Source organism: Catenuloplanes indicus, assembly GCF_030813715.1.
In the GTDB taxonomy this organism is placed as follows: Bacteria; Actinomycetota; Actinomycetes; order Mycobacteriales; family Micromonosporaceae; genus Catenuloplanes; species Catenuloplanes indicus.
Map to the genome: position 1 here is coordinate 1,793,952 of NZ_JAUSUZ010000001.1, position 18,186 is coordinate 1,812,137.

Here is an 18,186-nt window from a genome sequence, read left to right on the forward strand (position 1 = left end):
CGCCTTCGATCAGGAACAGGCCGGGTGCTCAACGAGCCGTCGCTGGGTGGTTTCGGTGTGGTGGGTGGCCTCAGAGGCCCCGGGCATGCGGAAAGTCCGTCAAGACGTCGGACTCGCAGTCCCGGCCGGACGCGATGATGTCGTGATAGTCGTCGATCTTGGCGCGCAGCACCTCGAGGTCGCCGTGCAACTCGGCCAGGCGGCGGTGGAGTTCGCGCTCCTGCCGACGCAGCACCTCGATGCGCCGGCGGGTGTTGGCCGGCGTGCCCGGACCGAAGCTCACGAAGGTACGAATCTCGGCGACCGGCATGCCGGTGCGGCGCAAGGCCTGAACCAGCCGCACCGCCCGCACTGCCGCCGGGCCGTAGCGCCGGCGGCCGTCCGCGGTACGGCCGACCCCCGAGAGCAGGCCCTCGCGTTCGTACCAGCGCAGGGTGTGCGCGGTCAGCCCGGTGAACTCGGCGAGCTCACGAATGCCGAGCGTGTCGGTTTCCGACGGCATCACGAGATCATCCCAGGTCGGTGAGGTCCAGCACGAAGCGCCAGCGCACATCGTTACGGGCAAGCCGGTCCAGCGCGGTGCCGACCTCGCGGGCCGGCACCTTCTCCACGTCGGCGGTGATCCCGTGACGGGCGGCGAACGCCAGCATCTCACGAGTACGCGCCCGGCCTCCGCCGGCGGACGCGGTGAGCCGCTTGCGGCCGAACGCCATCGCCAGCGGCTCCGGCTCGTAGCGGTCCGGGATGCCCAGCATGCACAGCGTGCCGTCGATCCGCAGTGCCCGCAGGTACGGCGTCGGGTCGTGCTTGACCGGCACCGTGTCGAGGATGAAGTCGAACCGGCCCGCCTGCTCCGCCATCGCCTCCGGGCTGGTGGAGGGCACCACGCCGGCCGCGCCCAACTCGCGCGCGGCCTCCTCCTTGCCCGGTGACGTGGTGAACACGGTCACGGCCGCGCCCAGCGCCGTGGCGAACTTGACCGCGAGGTGCCCGAGCCCGCCGAGTCCCACCACGCCGACGCGCTGCCCGGGCCCGACCCCCCAATGACGCAGCGGCGCGAACGTGCTGATGCCCGCGCACATCAGCGGGGCCGCGCCCGCCGGGTCGAGACCGGCCGGCAGCGGATACGCGAAGGACGCCCGGAGCACGTACTCCCTGGCGTATCCGCCGTGCGTGCCGCCGCCGTAGGTCTCGGCCGGGTATTCGGCGCAGAAGACCTCCTCGCCGGCGCGGCAGGCCGCGCACACGCCGCAACTGTCCACGATGCCGCCGACCGCGACCGGATCGCCCACCCGGAACGCGGTCACGTCGGTGCCGACGGCGGCGACCTCGCCCACGAACTCGTGCCCGGGCACCAGCGGCGGCGCCCCCTCGGCCAGCCCTTGCGCCGCGTGCAGGTCCGTGTGGCAGACTCCGCACCAGGTGACCCGGACCGCGATGTCGTCCGGGCGCAGGTCGCGACGCCCGAAGGTGAACGGCGCCCACACGCCACCGGGGCTGAGCAGCGCCATTCCAGTCGTTTCACGCATGAATCGCACGCTATCCGTTAGAGCGCACTCGAACGCAACCGCGCTACGTCCAGCGCTGGCCCCCGCACCTCGGTGCTCCAGATCGTCGTCGCGGTTCTGCCGGGACACCGTCGGCCGGACCTGGCGGGGCCAGCACCGGCCGTGCGATGACGCCGGACATGGCGCCGGCCAGGACGCGCTCGGTCTCGGCGTCGAGGTGGGAGACCGGCTCCTCGAGTACGATCCGCTGACGCTTGCCGCCGGAGAGCCAGGCGCCGCGCTCCCCGGTCCCGCGATGACGGCGTCGGCACGCGGCACCGCGCCCATGTCAGGCCACCAGGAACGTACCGGCCATGAAGACGGCGAGGAACACGGCCTGCAGGGCGGTACCGGTCACCAGCACGGTGCGGTCGACCGTCTGATCCGCGCCCATCCGCGCCAGGACGAGGAAGATCGCCACCGCCTCCATGACGTAGCGCGCCGACGACTGCATCGCCCGGCCCCCGACCTCGGTCGACGTCAGCATGACGAGTGTGATGCCGGCCTGCACCACCAGGTATGCCTGGTCGCGCCGGAACCGGAACGGTCCTCGCACGGACAGGATCAGCAGGATCACCGCGAGCAGGACGGTGCCGGCCTCCAGCACCGCGCCCAGGGTGACCGGGTCGAGGGGCCCGTGCCCGGCGATCTGCCCGACCGATGTGAGCCACGCCCCGCCCGGCAGGGTGTAGCGGCGGCCCCACTGGTCCTGGGCGATGCTGAACTGCAGCGGATCGCCCAGCTCGATCAGGCAGTAGACGCTGTACGCGGCCACCCCGAGCGGCACCATGGCCAGCGACAGCACGTCGAGCCGGATCGCGCGTGGCCGCCAGCCGATCTGCCGCAGGTACTCGACGGCCAGCGGGAGGATCAGCAGCAGGCCGAACAGCCGGGTGGCCGAGGACAGCGCGCCCAGCGTTCCGGCCAGCCACCAGTGCCCGCGCCGGCCCGCGTAGAGGGCTCCGATCGCCAGCAGCATGAACAACGACTCGTTGTAGCCCAGGGACAGGAAGAAGCCCATCGGGAAGAAGGCCAGGTACCAGGCGGCGCGCTGCGCGACCCGCGGCCCGAACTCGTGGTCGGCCAGCCGGTGCAGCATGACCAGGGCGCCGTACGCGGCGGTGTTCGCCACCACCAGGGCGCTGATCACGGCGTCTCCCGGCAGCACCGGGTCGAGGACGCGGATCAGGATGGGGTAGAGCGGGAAGAACGCCGGGAAGCCCGGCCCGAGGTGGTAGCCGTGCTGGGCGATCGCGACGTAGTGGCCGGCATCCCAGCGGTTCCAGTCCAGCAGGATCGACGACAGTGCCGGGGCCGGGGTGCCGGCCCGGTAGGTCAGCCACGCCAGCGCGCTCACCGGGAGGCGGACGGCGACCGCGGCGGACCACACCGCGAACGCGGTCAGCAGCGCCGTGCGCCACGGCCGGTGGACCGGCGTGACGGACTCGGACGGTGCGGCGAGTTCCTCGGTGATCGTCGCGGTCACGACGGCACCCGGACCGGCCGGCGGCTGCTCGGGGCGGCGGAGTCGAAGGTCACGACGTACGCCGGGCGGTTCTGCATCGATGTGAACACGCGCGCCACGTACTCGCCGAGCAGCCCGAGGCACAACAGTTGCAGCGCGCCGAGGAACACCAGCGCCACGAACATCGACGTCCAGCCCGGCACGACATTCCCCCACAGGTAGGCGGCCAGGACCGCCCCGCCCATGACGAAGCAGAGCGCGATGCCCACGCAGCCCAGCCAGGTCGCGACCCGCAGTGGCGCGGCCGAGAACCCGGTGATGCTGTCGAACGCCAGCCGGACCATCTTGGCCAGCGGATACTTGGACCGGCCGGCGGCGCGCTCCGCACGGGCGTACGGCACCTCGCCGCTCGGCAGGCCCAGCCACGGAACGAGCAGCCGGTAGACCGGCCGGTCCTCCGGCAGGTCCAGCAGGGCGTTCACGGCGTTGCGGCTGAGCATCCGGAAGTCACCGGCGTTGTGCGGCACGGCGGTGCCGGTCAGCCGCCGCATCAGCCGGTAGTACGACTCGGCGGTCCAGCGCTTGAACAGGCTGTCGGTGCCGCGATCGGCGCGTACGCCGTAGACGACGTCGAGCCCTCCACCCTCGGCCGCGGCGAGCATCCGGGCGATGACCTCGGGCGGGTCCTGCAGGTCGACGTCGATGCTCACCACGTACTCACCGCGTGCCCGGTGCAGGCCGGCGGTGAGGGCGTTCTGATGCCCGGCGTTGCGGCGCAGCCGGACGATCCGCAGCTGCGGCCACCTGCGGCGCATCGTCTCCAGCACCACCGGTGTCGCGTCCCGGCTGCCGTCGTCGACGGCCACCACCTCGTACGTCACGAGCAGCCCGTCGAGCACCGGGCGTAGCCGCTCGGCGAACAGCGGCAGCACGTCCTCCTCGTTGAATACGGGGACCACCACTGACAGTCTCGGGTACATCCCGCCGTATCCCTCGTCGATCGTCACCGGGACAGAGTGTCGAAGCCCTCATAAGCGCCGGATAAGCATGGCCGGTGAACCGGCTCGGGCCGGTGGGACGTCCGGAGATCGTCGTGCCCCGGCCGTAGAGCAGCCGACACCGTGGCCGCACACTTGTCGTAGCCGCCCGTGTCACTCTCGCAGCCGAGCGGAATAGATGTTCTTGGACACCGATCTGCCATACAGCCGCCCGCCTCGTTACTGCTCGCCGAACTAGCATCCCGGTCGTGGGAAATGCGTGGGACACGATCGACTGGGCGGCCTTCGACGGCGCCTACGGGCCGGCGACCGAGACGCCGGGCATCCTGGCCGCGATCGCGTCGGAGGATCCCGAGGTGGCCGACGACGGGCGGTTCGAGTTCTACTCGTCTCTGCATCATCAGGGAACGGTCTACGCGGCGACCGTGCAGGCCGTGCCGTTTCTGATCGAGCTGGCCGTGCGGCCGGGCGTCCACCAGCGCGATCACCTGCTGCGGACGGTCGGCGCGCTCTGCGACCCGCAGCAGACCAACGGCGAGCAGCGTGCGGTGCACGCGGCCGTCGCGCGGCTCAGTGGGCTGCTGCTGCCCGCACTTGACGATCCAGATCCGGGGGTACGGGAGGCAGCCGCCTACGCGCTCGCCCACGCGGACTCCCGGCACGTACCCGCGCTGGCCGCCCGCCGGGCTTCGGAGACCGTCCCGGTCGTGCGCGCGTCGCTGCTGCTCGGCACGGCTCCCCACCCACCCGGGTTGCTGCGGGACGCGCTGACCGAGCCGTTCCCGGTCCCGGCGGCGGCCGCCGTGCTGCTCGCCCGCGCCCGGCATCCGCTCACCGCGGACCAGCTGACCCGCGTGTACGCCACCACCGCCACCTGGCAGGGCCCCTGGTCCGACACCGTCTCCGGACGGCCGGGCGACCTGACCCGGTTCCTCGACCTCGACGGGCTGACCACGCTTACCGACGCGTTGACGACCGGCCCGGCCCGCCGCGATCTCGCCCATGGGCTGGCCGACCGTTTCCGCTCCTCGCGCGCAGCGGCGTCCGCGCTGGCCGGCCGGCTCGCGCCGCTGCTGGCCGACCCGGAGCAGGACGTCCGGTCCGCGGCCGTCGACGCGGCGCTCGCGGCGGGCACCGCCTGCGCCGTGCTCGCCGACGCCCTGGCCACGCTGGCCGCCGACCCGGTAGGCGATGCGCCGGACGAGGCGCTGGGCCTGCTGATCCGGTTGCGGGATCCGCGCTGGTCCGGGCTGCTGGTGTCGGCGTGGGAGCGCGGCCGTGATCCGCAGGTGACCACGCTGTTCGGCGACATCAGCCCGCCGTACGACGCGGAGATCCTGCATGCGGTCCGGCGGCGGTTGCGCATGCTCGCCGGAGAACCGGAAGCCGGGAAGTGGGCCGCCGCGCCGCAGGTAGGCCTGGTGCAACTGCTCGGCGGCTGGGGACCAGCGGCAGCGGACGCGGTGCCGGAGATCATCGCGGCATATGAGCGGGCCTTCGGGGTCGCGGCGGACGCACTGGCGTCGATCGGGCCGTCGGCGCTCTCGGCCGTATCCATGCTGAAGGATCGTGCTCTTGGTGGTGATCTTCGGGCCGGGCACGCGGTGTGGCGGCTGACCGGGGAGACTGAGGCGCTGGTCAGTGCGGTACTGGCGAAGCGAGGGCGGGGAGCGGCGTGGGATCTGCGGCGGGCGGGCGAGGCCGGGACCGCGCTGGCACCAGCTGTCCCCCGGTTGCGTGAGTGGCTGGCGCAGGCCGGCGACGCGGACGAGCGGATCATGGTGGCGCGGGCGCTGTGGCGGGCCACCGGTGACCCGGCGGAGGCGCTGCCGACGTTGACTGAGGTGCTGGCCGGTGGCCATCCCGGCGCCGGGGCGGGACTCGCGGCGGAGATCGGCACGCCGGAGCACCGGCCGCACCTTCGCCGGATGCTGCGGCACCAGCCCTGGCACGTTCAGGTCGACGCGATCCGTGCGCTGCACCGGCTCGGCGTGCCCGCCGAGGAGCTGACGGCCCCGTTGCTGGACCTGCTCGACCGGGCCTCGGACATCCAGGTGAACCTGCTGGTGGAGATGCGTGCGGTGACCGCCATCCCGGCGCTGACCGCGCTGGCCGAGCAGCCCGAACGGGTGGTCCGCAGCGGCTTCCGGGACTACCCGTGGCAGGACGACGCGCTCCGCGAGCGGCTCCGGGCCGCAGTGGCGGCGCTCAGCGCGTGACCGTCCGGGCCGGTTCGCTGTGCGGAGATGCAGGACGCGGCGGTCGACCGGCCGGGGTGCGCGCCGCGGGCTGTGACACGGACCGGCCGTAGCGATCGCTCATCCCGGCCGGTCCGTGGGCGGGCAGGTCCGGTTCGCGGTGCGGCTGATGGCATGTGGACGACCTCGATGCGATGGTTGCGCGGGTCCCGCAGCACGACAGGCGCCGGGAACGTCACGCTCAGCACGATGCGCTGGACTTGATTCGTACCCTTGAAATTTGGGTGATCTACGAGGTGTCTGCACGGTAGAACTTGATGATCCGTTTGCCGTGCTTGAATGCGCGCAGGGACTCTGGCAAGTCCTCGAAGTCCGCACGGCGGTTCGAGCACAGCACGATCACGGCGTGGTCCTGGAGATGAAACCTGAGCTGTTCCAGCATCTGTCGCGAAGGATTTCCGGCGTCCGAAGTCCAGACAGTCTGGCTGCCGTAGGGCAGATCGGCGATGACGACATCGATACCATCAAGAGCGACCAGTCGCACATCGACCTCACGCGTCGCGTCGATGACCGAGACTGTTGTTGTTATCGGCTGCACGCCTCGTCTGAGCTTGCAAAGTCGTGCGGCGGCCTCGGCCCGATCATCGGAACGTTCCGCGAGGAACCGGGCTCGTCGTCGCAAGCCGTCGTCGGTGAGAAGTCCCAGGTTCTTTGCCGCCAGGGTCGTTGCGGCCTCGCTGATATCGGTGGCGAGGACTTGCGTGATCGCCTCGCCTCGCGCGAGCCCGAGCGTCGTGACGATACTCCCTGCTCCGCACAGTGGGTCCCATAAGCCAACGCGCGATCTTCCCGTGAGGAGACGTGCGCGCTCGAACAGTTCCAACGAGAGTCGTACCGGGAAAGCCGGATGCCCGGGAGCCGAGTACAGAACGTGGCCGCTAGCGAAGTCGGCGTAGTTGGCTCCGGGCGTGTACTCGAATTTCATTCAAACGTCCCGCATCTGCTCTTGGTGCCAGGCTGTCTTTCGTTGGTCTAGGCGGCGGCTGACGGCCATTGCGTGAACCGGCTCGGTTGCCGCGACCGGGCCACCCCGTTGGCCGCCGGGCCGGACCCTGATGCCGTCTGGATGCTCGCTGGAGCGTTACGCTGGTTCGACGGGCAGCCAGAGTTCACAGGTCGCGGTGCTGAAGTCGTTCGTACGCTCGAGCGCCGCGACGATCTCCGGGCCTGGCCGCAGACACCATGGGTGGGACGGGAACCACGCGGCTGCGGCCGTGGCCCAGGCCTTCTGCACGGTCTGCGGATGCGGCCCCGTGGTCCGGATGACCACCCATGTGCCGGCCGAAACGTCGATGACGTCGAGGCTGCCGGGGATCGGCGTACCCGGGGACACGGCGACCCCGTGAAGGTAGGTCATCTCGCTGCCCTCGGCGTAGTCGGAGTCGAGATCGTCGCTGACCGCGAGCAGGCCGCTCGGCTCAGTGTTACCGAGGGCCTTCAACCGCCGGTGCTCCTCCGCCGGCAGTGCGGTGATGTGCCGCTGGATGTGCGGGTTGACACCGTGACGGACCAGCGGGACGCGGGCCGCGTGCCCCACCAGCCGGAACTGGGGACGGTCGATGATGCGGGTGTCCACGGGTTCGCTCCCTTCGACGTCAGCCGGAGTGCCGAGATCATCGAGCCGATCTCCAACGTCCAGCTTGGTTGCAGCGCATCGGTGGGCACCCGACAGAAGCGGCGCAGAATAGGTCGGGTGATCGAGTCCGGCACCGTCGCACGATGGGGGCATGGACGACACGACCTTGGTATCCCGCTTTCTGCGCGACGGCTTCGTGAAGCTGGAGGGCGCGGTCGCGCCGCGCGTGGCAGCGGACTGCGCGAGTCTGCTGTGGCGGGAGACCGGCTGCGACCCGGACGATCCGGCGACGTGGACACAGCCCGTGCACTGGGTGCCCGGCATGGCGCAGGGGCCGTTCGCCGCCGCTCCCAACTCCCCCCTCCTGCATCACGCCTACGACCTGCTCGCCGGGCCAGGACGCTGGGAACCGCGTTACTCGCTGGGCACCTTCCCGCTGCGGTTCCCGCACGAGGAGGAGCCGGACGACGCGGGCTGGCACATTGAGGGCAGCTATCTGCCGGAGGCCGAGAGCTGGTACTTCACCAATCTGCGCTCCCGCGGCCGGGCCCTGCTGATGCTCTTCCTGTTCAGCGAGATCGGTGACAACGACGCCCCGACCCGGATCCGGGTCGGCTCACACCTCGACGTACCGAAGGTGCTGGAAAAATACGGGGAAGACGGAGCGAGCGGACTGACCCTCGCACCCGACCTGGCGACGGCGTCCGCGCACCGGCCGCTCGCCCTCGCGACCGGATCTCCGGGCGACGTCTACCTGTGCCACCCATTCCTGGTGCACGCGGCGCAACCGCACCACGGAACGCGTCCCCGCTTCATGGCCCAACCGCCGCTGATGCCGGCCGCACCGTACGAACTGGAGCGTGCCGACGGCACGTACTCACCCGTGGAGATCGCGATCCGTCGAGGTCTCGGACAGGACGCCTCCGGAACGGACGGAGACGGCACCGACGCGACTCGCTCGGTCCGTTCCTGAGCGCCTGGCCGGAGGGGGCGGTAATGGTTCTGCGAGTGAGTGGCCGCAATGCGCGGTTCCAGCAATGGAAAGCTCTCCTCGGTAATCGGACTAAGCGGCAGCGACACGGCGAGTTCCTCGTGCAGGGCGTACGTCCGATCACCATGGCCATCGAACATGGCTGGCAGATCCGGGAGCTGCTCTACGACACCAGCGCTCCGCTGTCCGGCTGGGCACGCGAAGCCCTGGACAAGGTCCCGGCCGAGAATTTCGCCGTCTCACGTGAGCTGATGCACGACCTGGGCGGTAAGGCAGACACGGTTCCGGAGCTGCTGGCCGTGGTCGCGTTGCCGGAGGACACCCTGCGCCGTATCCCGGTCGGTCCGGCCATGCTCACCGTCGTGTTCGATCGGCCCACCAGTCCCGGCAATATCGGGACCCTCGTTCGGTCGGCGGACGCCTTCGGCGCCGTCGGCGTCATCGTCACCGGCCACGCCGCCGACGTGTACGACCCGAAGGCGGTCCGGGCGAGCACCGGCTCACTGTTCGCCCTGCCCGTGGTCCGGGTGCCCTCCCACCAGGCCGTACTCTCCTGGGTCGCCGACGTCCGCGCCGGCGGCATCGACATGAGCATCATCGGAGCCGATGAGCGCGGCACCCTCGATGCCGCCGAGTACGACTTCACACAACCCACCCTGACGTTGATCGGCAACGAGACCAACGGCCTCAGCTCCGGCTGGCGCGAGGCATGTGACCAGTTCGTCCGGATCCCCATGTTCGGGTCCGCCAGCTCCCTGAACGCGGCGACCGCCGCGTCTGTCGTGCTGTACGAATCGGCACGCCAGCGGACCGCCGCCACCCGGCAGTAGCCGCGTACACGGCCTCCAACGCTGCGGACAATGAGGCGAGATCCGGAAGGCGACCACGACGCGACCCCCCGCGAAGCCCTGAGCTCTTCTCGGCTAGATCCGACGTTGTCGCGGTTCGCCGACACAACGCCACTCCACCCGGTACCGGGTGACCTTTCCATTCCGCGTCTTCCGCGGTTCGATCGTCGCCATGCCAGCTCCCCTGAGCTCATGACGGCAACCCGGCTCAAACTCAGTCACGCACCATCCGGCACTGCCCTCGTGCGGCACTGCCTGAAGGCCCGTGTTCCCACGGGAGGCAGAGGAAGCTCTGAACGAGAAAGCCGCCGACCATAAACTGCCTGGTCAGCGGCTTGAGAAGTTCATTTAGAACATGTGTCCGAGGATCGACTCGAACTCGTAACAGACACCCCGGCACTCGATGCGTGGTCGACGTGGATCGAGCTGTCTGGCGCGGGGCGGTGATTCCAGGGATCCGTTCCTCAGCAATCCCTGGGCCGCTCACCGTCGCATCAGCAGCGCCGCCCCCGCGCTGCCCCAGACAAATCATCGACACAGCGGTCGAACTGTCCCGACTCGCATGGAGGTCCTGCTGCGCTGATCCCACAAGCCGGTCGTTCTTGACCGCCTTAAGAGTGAGGATCGGCCAGCTCGGCGAAGCAGGCCGGAGCCCGGTCCAGCAATGGATGCGGCCGGCGGGTTCGGCCGACGATCGTCGGCCGAACCCATTGCTGATTGCCGCTACGGGTACGTATTTGCCTGTCAGAACGTCACGACGCGCGGCGGGTCATCGCAGGGATAGCAGGTGAGCGAGACAGATCGGCCGTCCGGCGTGAAGGCGGGCTGGTCAATGTCGTCACTGATCCGCGTCTCCGCGCCGGAGGTGATATCGATGACCCAAACTCCGCTCTCCTTGCCCCGCGTACCGGATTGGACCAAGCGGCGACCGTCCGGACTCAATGCCAAGTACACCGTTCGATCGAGTGAGCGGGCACGGTACGCCACCTCACCTGTAGCGGCATGCAACACCACCAGGTCACCGCTGTGTCCACCGCTTATCAGAGCGTCACCGCCGAACGCGAAAAGCGCGCCGTCAGCGCTGACCACAAGATGCCTCAGGTCGATACGACGACTGCCACACGGATAACCGGCCGTCAGTTCCTCGAGCGGCGGCTCTTCCACCCACGCAGGAAGGTCACCCTCCCACAGCATGAAACGGCTCGGTCCAGCACCGCTGGTAACCCGAATGCCGAAGCACACTTCTCCGACGGCCTCCACCAGCAGGCCGTTGTCAGCGCTCCACGCCGCCTTGCTGGCGCCGGCGCCAAGGTCCCGGCGCACGGCACCCGAACCAGGCGTGACATCGAATCGATACAGCGCGGGCTCCCCGTCACCTCCGCGGCAGGTAGTCCACAGCCCGAACGTCGTGGCATTCAACGGCTGCAGCCCGCCTAGGTGCGACTGCACGCAACCAGGAAGAGCAAACGCCTCCTGCCTGACCTCACCGTCCGGCCCCATCGAGATCAGGCGGGGTGTGGCCTTGTCAGCTCCGGCGATTAGATAGGTGCGGCCACCGGTCATCACCGGCAGGCTATCGACGTACTCCTTCTCCTTCTCGACGCATCCGGCCAGCGGCAACGCCGCCGCGGCAACCAGCAGCACCGCCACCGCGCGGCAAAGCCGCCTCACGTACACCCGACGCATCGTCACTCACCCTTGTTGTTAGGCACGCCGGGCAGTGTCGCACTATGCGGCTGCTTCCTGAACAGCGGATCGCGCTGGTTCCAGGACAAGTGCAACGGCTGCTGGTTCCGTACGGCGTCCGTTAGCTGTCCATGGTTGGCCGCCACCACATCGATGACGTCTGGCACCCGCTCACGCCATTCTGGCCGCATAGCCAGGCCCAGTTCCGCGCCGATCTCGTTGTTATTCATGTCGATGACGCTATTGTTGCTACCCCGTTCATGGTCCGGAGCATTTACGTCTAGTGTCGTGAGTCGTTAATGCGTGTGCAGTAACGGGCGATGGATTCGAGGATCTGTCGGCGGTTTTGGTCCAGACGTAGGGCCGTGGGTTGTCGTTTCAGGTTCCGATCCAGTCGCGGATGTCGCGGTTGAGACCTGACGGGGTGTGCCGCAGCACGTTGCCGGACTCGTGCCGGGTACGCGTGCCGGCCAGGACGATCCGCCGTGCCAGCCTGATGACGGGAATCAGGCCCGCTACCGGCTCACCGGACTGATCATCTGCGGAATATGCGGCCGCCGCGCCGACGGGCATTGGGTCCACGGCCGGGCCGGCTATCGCTGTCGACACGGTCACGCCAGCGCCCGCGACGCCGCATCCGGCAGGCCCAAGAACCTCTACATCCGCGAAGATCACGCGCTCACTGCCGCTGCTTCCCAGTACGCGCAGCTTGTCGGTGGTCCCGCCGAGCGTGATCCCGCGGTGCTCGTCACCCGGCTACGGAACGACGGCGTCACGCTCGTCTGCACGGCAGACGGCATCACCCTCGACGGCGTCAACAACCCGCGAGATCACCCGGTCGATCCGGACAAGCCTGCAGACACTGACCAGCACTTCACCACAGACGTCACACCTGACCTGCCCCAGAAAGCATTCAACCCCCACCAAAATCATCCGCCGAAACGTGAATAATCTTGGTGGGGGTTAACGTGTCCGACTCGCAACACACACGCCGGCGCTCGATGCGTGGTCGACGTGGATCGAGTTGGCGGGCGGTCATTGAACCCGCTTACCACTTTGCAGCTGACCTCGCCCAAGGACCGAGGTCGGCATTGCCACGCAAGTTACGACCGGACACGGTCACGACATTTGTTCGTCCGTCTGCGATTTGCGGAAAGGGTGTTGGCAGGGTGGCGCCGAATCGCGGAGGACGGGCCCTCTTGGATAGATACTGCCAGCCGAACTCAGGTTCAGAGGTTTGGCCGCACCCGGTCCAGAATCTCGTCTGAACAGGGTGCGGCTGGTGCCGCCCTTGCCGTTGACGCCGCCGATCATCGCCTTCTTCGCCGTGCGCAGCGCGTCGGGGGCGTGCGGCGCGAGCCGCTCCAGGTCGAGGTTGACCGGTTCCTCGCGGCGTACGCCGGTGCCGAGCAGGGTGGACGCGACTCCTGGAAGAGACGGGAAGCCATCCCCATCCGGGATGGCTTCCCGAGCCACTGCACACGACGCCTGAGGACTAGTCGATCCCCATCTCCGGGAAGTCCTCCCGGCGCCAGGCCTTACCGCTCGGTGGTCTTCTCGACCTCTCCGTACGCGTTGTAGGTGGTGGTCGTGGTCCCGGCGTCCGGGTCCTTCAGCGAGGTCTCCCGGCCCTTGATACTCGTTGCCCGCGGCGTCGGTGACCCTGGCGAGATGTCCCTTCCGGTCGTAGGAGTAGGACGTGGCGGAGAATGCGCCGTTGACGCCCGCCGCGGTGGTGTGGCGGCGGAACTCGGTGACGTGTCCCTGCAGATCGGTGATGGTGGTGGCCACCCCGCCGCGGGGAGGGGTGACCATGGTCCGGTCACCGGCGTAGACGGTGGTGGTCCGGGACTTCTCGACCTGGTTGGTCTCGCCTTCGCCGGCGAGGGAGATCGCGGCGGTGAGCCGGCCGGCCCGGTCGTAGACGTTCCGGGTCACCGACGGCACCGACCACTGCGGCTCGTACCAGTACGCGCCCGAGGGGCTTCCCGGCTCCGCGTGCGCGCCGTACACGGTGGCGGTGCGGCCGGCTTCGTCATAGTTGGTATCTGAGATGACCCGGGTGCCGCTGCCGTCCTGCGCCGGTGTCCGGGACTGCTGGATGCGCAGGAAACCGTCGAAGATGCCGTAGGAGACGTGGTACCCGCCGCCGGCGTGCAGGGTCTCGGTCTTGGTGTACGGGTAGCTGCGTCGATCGCTCGCGTAGACGTACTCGTACCTGCCCTGCGGGGCATCGGGGTGATCGGCTTTCGTCCAGCCGGCGTCCCATACCCGGCTGATCCGGCCCATCGGGGTCGTACTCGGTGGTCGTGACCCGGTTGTTCGCGTCGACGGTGCCGACGCCCGGGTTCCAGCTTTTGAGCCCTTCGGCCTCGGTCACCGTGCCGTAGGCCGGCGCGGTGTCCGCGCTCGTCGCGCCGTCGTAGTAGACCCGGGAGTCGCTCAGCATGTGGTCCGGGCTGGACGGGGCCACGTCGCAGGTCGTGGCCGTCCGGGTGACTGCAGTAGAGCCGTCCGGCGACCATCCCGGCCCGGTCCGGCAGCGCCCGGCCCGTTCGCACGTGTGGTGCGGCAACGACGCCGGTCCTGATCGGGCGATGACCACTACACCGGACCGCCGCACCGCGGGTGCCTCCAGCTACTCACTCGGCCTCCACGGTGCCGATGACGGCCCGTAGCGCCCGCAGGCCGTAGTGCGCGCGGGACTTGACCGTTCCCTCCGCGATCCCGAGCCTGACCGCGACCTCACCCATGCTCAGGCCCTGGATGTAGAGCGCGACCAGGATCGTGCGATGCTCGGCACTGATCCCGGCCAGCGCGCCCCGGATGGTCTCACCCGCCACCACGGCCTCTGCGGGGTCTGCCTCGTCCGGTACCCATGTCAGGTCCATCGTGCCGACTTCCGCCGGCCGGGAAGCCCGGGCGCGTGCCGCGTCGATCGCGACCCGCCGCGCCACCGTGAACAGCCATCGCCGCTGGCTCACCCGGCCCTGCGGGACACCGTCCAAGTTCCGCCACGCCCGGAGCATCGTCTCCTGCAACTGGTCCTCGGCCACCTGCCGCTCCCCCTTCGCAAGGCTGAGCAGAAACCAGAAGAGCGAATCGGCGTGTACGGCGTACAGGTCCTCCAGCCGCGCGTCCGCACTCGCACCCGGCTGTCGCCGCTCGTCCGTTTCAATTGCCTTCTCGGTCCCGGCCGTCACCGTCGCGGTCATCCTGGCCACGGCTCAGTCCAGCTCCGCGCACCGGCGCAGCGCGCGGAAGTTGTCGGTGGCGACGTCGGCCTGCCACCCGGTGACCGCTTCCGGCTGACCGGTCCGGGTGATGCGCAACGGAAGGAACTCCGCGTGCGTCACCTGTCGCCGGTGCACGGTCAACCGCAACAGCCCGGACCGGGAACTGAACGGCTGGTACAGCGGGTGGTAGTAGAAGAGCAGGTTCCCCAGCCCGTACGCGACGTAGACGTCGCCGGACCGGCCCGCGCCCTGGAGCACGTGGGCGTGCGCACCGACGATGACGTCCGCTCCCGCCTCGATCATCCGCGCCGCGAAATCCTTCTGCACCGGCGTCGGACACGGGTTGCCCTCCACCCCCCAGTGCGGCATCACCACCACCAGGTCACTGTCCGCACGCGCGGCCGACACCGCCGCGCTCGCCCGGGCGACGTCGGTGGCCATCGCCATCCCCGGACTGTCCGCGGTCGCGGCGGCCCGGCCGTGCAACTCGTCGATCTGGTCGAAGCCGAACACCGCGATCCGCACCCCACGCACCGTGATTCGCCACGGCGCGTACGCCTCCGCGGCGTCGCGCCCGGCTCCGGTGGTGCCCACGCCCTGTGCGCGCACCGCGTCGATCGTGTCGGTCAGGCCCTCCGGCCCCCAGTCGTACGTGTGGTTGTTCGCCAGCGACACCACGTCGATCCCGGCCGCCCGCAACGACGTGGCTGCGACCGGATCCGCGCGGAACACGTAGTTCTTGTCCTGCCGCTGTCCCCTCCTGGTCAGCGGCGTCTCCAGATTGATCAGGGCCAGGTCACCACTGCCGAGGAGCGCGTGCACCGGTGCGAGAACCGTCTCCGGCGAGGCGAGCAGGCCGGCGACCTCCGCGTGGAAGTGCGCGTCGCCGCCGAAGACGAGCGTGACCTCCCCGGCCGGATGCCACGTCGCGTCCGAACTCCCGGTGAGGGTGCAGGCCGTCACGGGAAGCAGCACGGCGAGCAGCGCCGCGGTCAGGCGTCGCCTCATGCCACGCGTCCCGTCCGCGTCATCAGCCCGTGGATCAGCATGGCGCCGGCCACGAACGCCATGGACAGCAGCAGCGGCCCGGTCACCGCCAGCAGCGTCTGTACGCCACCGGTCATCACCGAGAGCCGCGGCAGCGCCACATGGTTCACCACCGCGATCGCGGGGACCAGTGCCGCGCCGATGAGGATCGGCAGGGTGCCCACCGCCCGCAGTGGACCCCGGACGCCCAGCACGCCGACGCACAGCACGCCCGGCGGGATTACCGCGAGACCGGCGAGCAGCGTGAGGAGCGGCGCGATCGGGGCCGGGGCCAGCATGGTCGCCGCGAGCCACCCACCCGCGCCGGCGACCGCCAGCGTCCTGCCGGGCCGGCGGCCGCCGACGAGGATCCGCTGGCCGATGACGAAGTAGAGCAGCGCGGCCGCGACGAATCCGGCGCCCTGCGGCGTGACGGCGGTACCGGCCAGCGCGATCGCGGCCGCGGTGACGACGACGAGATTCGCCGGCAGCGCCGACGTCAGCCGTCCCAGCACCGTCACCACCGCGAGGGTGTACGGCACGGCAAGCTCCGGTGGAGGTAGCAGCAAGGCCGCCAGGATCTCCGCCGGCTCGTAGAGCGCCACCGGAGCGAACGACGAGCTGAAGCGGCGCAACACCCACGCCGTGCCCACGACCGTCACCGCGTGGAGCATCAGGTACGGCGCGCCGGTCCGCAGGAGCAACCGTGCCCACGACCGATGCGGCGCGCGACCGGCGGCCAGACCGGCGCCGGCGAACAGCAACGGTACGCCCGCGGCCCCGGCCGCGACCCCGAGCGGCTCCCACAGCACCGGTATCGGCAGGCCGGTTCTCCATTCGACCTGCAGGTAATGATTGGAGGTGACATACGCGAACGCGACGAGCAGCATGCCCGCGCCGATGAGCATGCGCACATCGGCGAACGGGCGGCCAGGAGAGAAAGATTCGTGATTCTCAGGCATTTTTCCTCATTCGGTCCGGCCGCACGACGACGTGACCCGGCCTGGACGTGACGTACGGGTCTTCGACAAAGACCCACACGCAATGCGATAGCCCGAAAATCAACAGGTCATAGGGACGGCATAGGCGCGATCGTCAACGGATCGTCATTCGGCGGGCGACGGAATAATCGGGTCGTCGACCTGTCGTCGCGCCGTTGTTGACCTCTGGCTGATGTGCTGTACGGATGGACACCGACCATGCCGTGATCATCGGCGCGGGCATCGGCGGACTTCTCACCGCGCACGTGCTCGCCGACACCTTCGACACCGTCACGGTCCTCGACCGGGACTCGTTGCCGGACACGCCGGCCTCCCGCCGCGCCGTCCCCCAGGATCGCCAGGCGCACCTGCTGCTCGCTCGCGGCCTTGACGCATTCGAAGCGATCATGCCGGGCTTCCGCGCGGACCTGGAGGCCCAGGGAGTCCCGTTCGGTGATGACCAAGCGGATGTGCGGTACTACGCAAGCGGGCGCCGGTTACCGCCATCGGCCTCCGGCCACACCACCGGTGCCGTCAGCCGGGTCCTGCTGGAGCACCTGACACGCCAACGGGTGGCGGGCCACCCGCGCATCCGGGTCGTGTCCGGCCGGACGGTCTCGGGCTTGACCGCGTCGGCCGGCGGAGCCCGGATCACCGGGGTACGCACCGCCGACGGGACCCTGCCGGCGAGCATCGTGGTGGACGCGGGCGGACGCGGCGGGCACAGCGCGCGGTGGCTGGCCGAGCACGGCTACCCGCCGCCGCCGGTGGAGACGGTGCGCATCGGTATGACCTACGTGTCCCGGCGCTACCGGTACGATCCCGCACTGCTCGACGCGCCGCTCGGCGTCATCGTCCCGTCATTCCCCGGCCAGCCCTACGGCGGTGCCGCGGGCCGGGAGGACGCCGACCGCATCGTGCTCGGCCTGCAAGCCATGCTCGACGCCGACCTGCCGACCGATCAGGAGGGACTGCTCACGATCGCCGGCCGGCTGCCGGACCCCGCCCTCGCCGGCATCCTGCGACACGCGGAGCCGGTCGGCGAGCCCTCCCGGATGCGTTTCCCCGAGAGCGTCCGCCGCCGCTACGAACGCGCGCGACGCTTCCCGGCGGGATACCTGGTGATTGGTGACGCGCTCTGCTCTTTCAACCCCATCTACGCCCAGGGCATGACCGTCGCCGCGCTGGAGGCGTTGCTGCTGCGGGAACTGATGCACGCCGGACCCACCGGAGACCTCGCGCGACGGTTCTTCCGCGGCGCCGCCCGGCTCATCGACGTCCCCTGGTCCGTGGCGACCGGCGGCGACCTGCGCTTCCCCGAGGTCGACGGTATCCGGACACCGGCGACCCGGCTCGCCGGCGCCTATCTCGGCCGCTACCAGCGCGCCGCGCACACCGACCCGGTACTCAGCGCCGCTTTCCTCCGCGTCGCCAACCTGATCGATCCACCGGCTCGTCTCTTCGCCCCCGCGCTGCTGCTCCGGGTCGCCCGGGCGGGCTGAGACCGCACGGCGAGTCGCTGTCGACCCGCCGTTGATGCGGTACGGGTGCGGTGGAGCGGTACCGCAGGCACCG

17 protein-coding genes and 1 pseudogene are annotated in these 18,186 nt (G+C 69.8%); 5 read left to right on the forward strand and 13 right to left on the reverse strand.

The features are described 5' to 3' along the window. Window positions 1-70: 70 nt before the first annotated feature. The 4 genes from J2S42_RS08330 to J2S42_RS08345 all read right to left on the reverse strand — a co-directional run bounded on the left by J2S42_RS08330 (window position 71) and on the right by J2S42_RS08345 (window position 4,019). Window positions 71-502: a MerR family transcriptional regulator gene (locus J2S42_RS08330; RefSeq protein ID WP_307237082.1), complete on the reverse strand. Its 432-nt coding sequence runs from the start codon at window positions 500-502 to the stop codon at window positions 71-73. 7 nt (window positions 503-509) lie between these two features. Beyond that, window positions 510-1,529, reverse strand: coding sequence for an NAD(P)-dependent alcohol dehydrogenase (locus tag J2S42_RS08335; RefSeq protein WP_307237083.1), 1,020 nt, complete (start codon window positions 1,527-1,529; stop codon window positions 510-512). A gap of 307 nt (window positions 1,530-1,836) precedes the next feature. Then, complete coding sequence (locus J2S42_RS08340) at window positions 1,837-3,033, reverse strand: mannosyltransferase family protein (protein WP_307237085.1); 1,197 nt, start codon at window positions 3,031-3,033, stop codon at window positions 1,837-1,839. Beyond that, window positions 3,030-4,019: a glycosyltransferase family 2 protein gene (locus tag J2S42_RS08345; RefSeq protein WP_307237087.1), complete on the reverse strand. Its 990-nt coding sequence runs from the start codon at window positions 4,017-4,019 to the stop codon at window positions 3,030-3,032. Before J2S42_RS08345 ends, J2S42_RS08340 begins: the two co-directional genes overlap by 4 nt. Window positions 4,020-4,258: 239 nt before the next feature. Between J2S42_RS08345 and J2S42_RS08350 the strand changes: the two genes are divergently transcribed. Then, window positions 4,259-6,229, forward strand: coding sequence for a hypothetical protein (locus tag J2S42_RS08350; protein WP_307237089.1), 1,971 nt, complete (start codon window positions 4,259-4,261; stop codon window positions 6,227-6,229). 268 nt (window positions 6,230-6,497) lie between these two features. Here the strand turns inward: J2S42_RS08350 and J2S42_RS08355 are convergent, their stop codons facing one another. Beyond that, on the reverse strand, window positions 6,498-7,193 hold the full coding sequence (locus tag J2S42_RS08355) for a hypothetical protein (protein ID WP_307237092.1): 696 nt from the start codon (window positions 7,191-7,193) through the stop codon (window positions 6,498-6,500). Window positions 7,194-7,349: 156 nt separating this feature from the next. Continuing rightward, a complete protein-coding gene (locus J2S42_RS08360) occupies window positions 7,350-7,844 on the reverse strand; it encodes a GyrI-like domain-containing protein (RefSeq protein WP_307237095.1) in 495 nt (164 codons plus the stop codon). A gap of 151 nt (window positions 7,845-7,995) precedes the next feature. On the opposite strand from J2S42_RS08360, the gene J2S42_RS08365 reads away from it, so the two are divergent. Continuing rightward, complete coding sequence (locus tag J2S42_RS08365) at window positions 7,996-8,817, forward strand: phytanoyl-CoA dioxygenase family protein (protein WP_307237098.1); 822 nt, start codon at window positions 7,996-7,998, stop codon at window positions 8,815-8,817. Between the two features lie 23 nt (window positions 8,818-8,840). Then, window positions 8,841-9,665: a TrmH family RNA methyltransferase gene (locus J2S42_RS08370; protein ID WP_307237100.1), complete on the forward strand. Its 825-nt coding sequence runs from the start codon at window positions 8,841-8,843 to the stop codon at window positions 9,663-9,665. Window positions 9,666-10,427: 762 nt separating this feature from the next. Here J2S42_RS08370 and J2S42_RS08375 read toward each other — a convergent pair. From J2S42_RS08375 to J2S42_RS08385, 3 genes and pseudogenes are all read right to left on the reverse strand, one after another. Then, window positions 10,428-11,333 carry a hypothetical protein gene (locus J2S42_RS08375; RefSeq protein ID WP_307237103.1) on the reverse strand — a complete coding sequence of 302 codons (906 nt, stop codon included), beginning with the start codon at window positions 11,331-11,333 and terminating at the stop codon, window positions 10,428-10,430. Between the two features lie 38 nt (window positions 11,334-11,371). Next, complete coding sequence (locus tag J2S42_RS08380; RefSeq protein ID WP_307237105.1) at window positions 11,372-11,599, reverse strand: hypothetical protein; 228 nt, start codon at window positions 11,597-11,599, stop codon at window positions 11,372-11,374. A gap of 50 nt (window positions 11,600-11,649) precedes the next feature. After that, window positions 11,650-11,783, reverse strand: a pseudogene (locus tag J2S42_RS08385) (IS630 family transposase); the annotation flags it as partial. Between the two features lie 12 nt (window positions 11,784-11,795). Here J2S42_RS08385 and J2S42_RS08390 point away from each other — a divergent pair. Continuing rightward, window positions 11,796-12,320, forward strand: coding sequence for a recombinase zinc ribbon domain-containing protein (locus J2S42_RS08390; RefSeq protein ID WP_307237108.1), 525 nt, complete (start codon window positions 11,796-11,798; stop codon window positions 12,318-12,320). A gap of 168 nt (window positions 12,321-12,488) precedes the next feature. On the opposite strand, the gene J2S42_RS08395 is transcribed toward J2S42_RS08390, so the two are convergent. The 4 genes from J2S42_RS08395 to J2S42_RS08410 all read right to left on the reverse strand — a co-directional run bounded on the left by J2S42_RS08395 (window position 12,489) and on the right by J2S42_RS08410 (window position 16,539). Beyond that, window positions 12,489-13,658 (reverse strand): hypothetical protein, encoded by a 1,170-nt coding sequence (locus tag J2S42_RS08395; RefSeq protein ID WP_307237111.1) that lies wholly within the window; start codon window positions 13,656-13,658, stop codon window positions 12,489-12,491. Window positions 13,659-14,011: 353 nt separating this feature from the next. After that, complete coding sequence (locus tag J2S42_RS08400; RefSeq protein WP_307237114.1) at window positions 14,012-14,584, reverse strand: sigma-70 family RNA polymerase sigma factor; 573 nt, start codon at window positions 14,582-14,584, stop codon at window positions 14,012-14,014. 12 nt (window positions 14,585-14,596) lie between these two features. Beyond that, entirely contained in the window at window positions 14,597-15,613 is a 1,017-nt protein-coding gene (locus J2S42_RS08405; RefSeq protein ID WP_307237118.1) for a CapA family protein, read from the reverse strand. Continuing rightward, on the reverse strand, window positions 15,610-16,539 hold the full coding sequence (locus J2S42_RS08410; protein ID WP_307237121.1) for a hypothetical protein: 930 nt from the start codon (window positions 16,537-16,539) through the stop codon (window positions 15,610-15,612). Before J2S42_RS08410 ends, J2S42_RS08405 begins: the two co-directional genes overlap by 4 nt. 278 nt (window positions 16,540-16,817) lie before the next feature. On the opposite strand from J2S42_RS08410, the gene J2S42_RS08415 reads away from it, so the two are divergent. Then, the gene (locus J2S42_RS08415; RefSeq protein WP_307237124.1) at window positions 16,818-18,113 is read left to right on the forward strand and encodes an FAD-dependent monooxygenase family protein; all 1,296 of its coding nucleotides are present in this window, start codon (window positions 16,818-16,820) and stop codon (window positions 18,111-18,113) included. The last annotated feature ends 73 nt before the right edge of the window (window positions 18,114-18,186 follow it).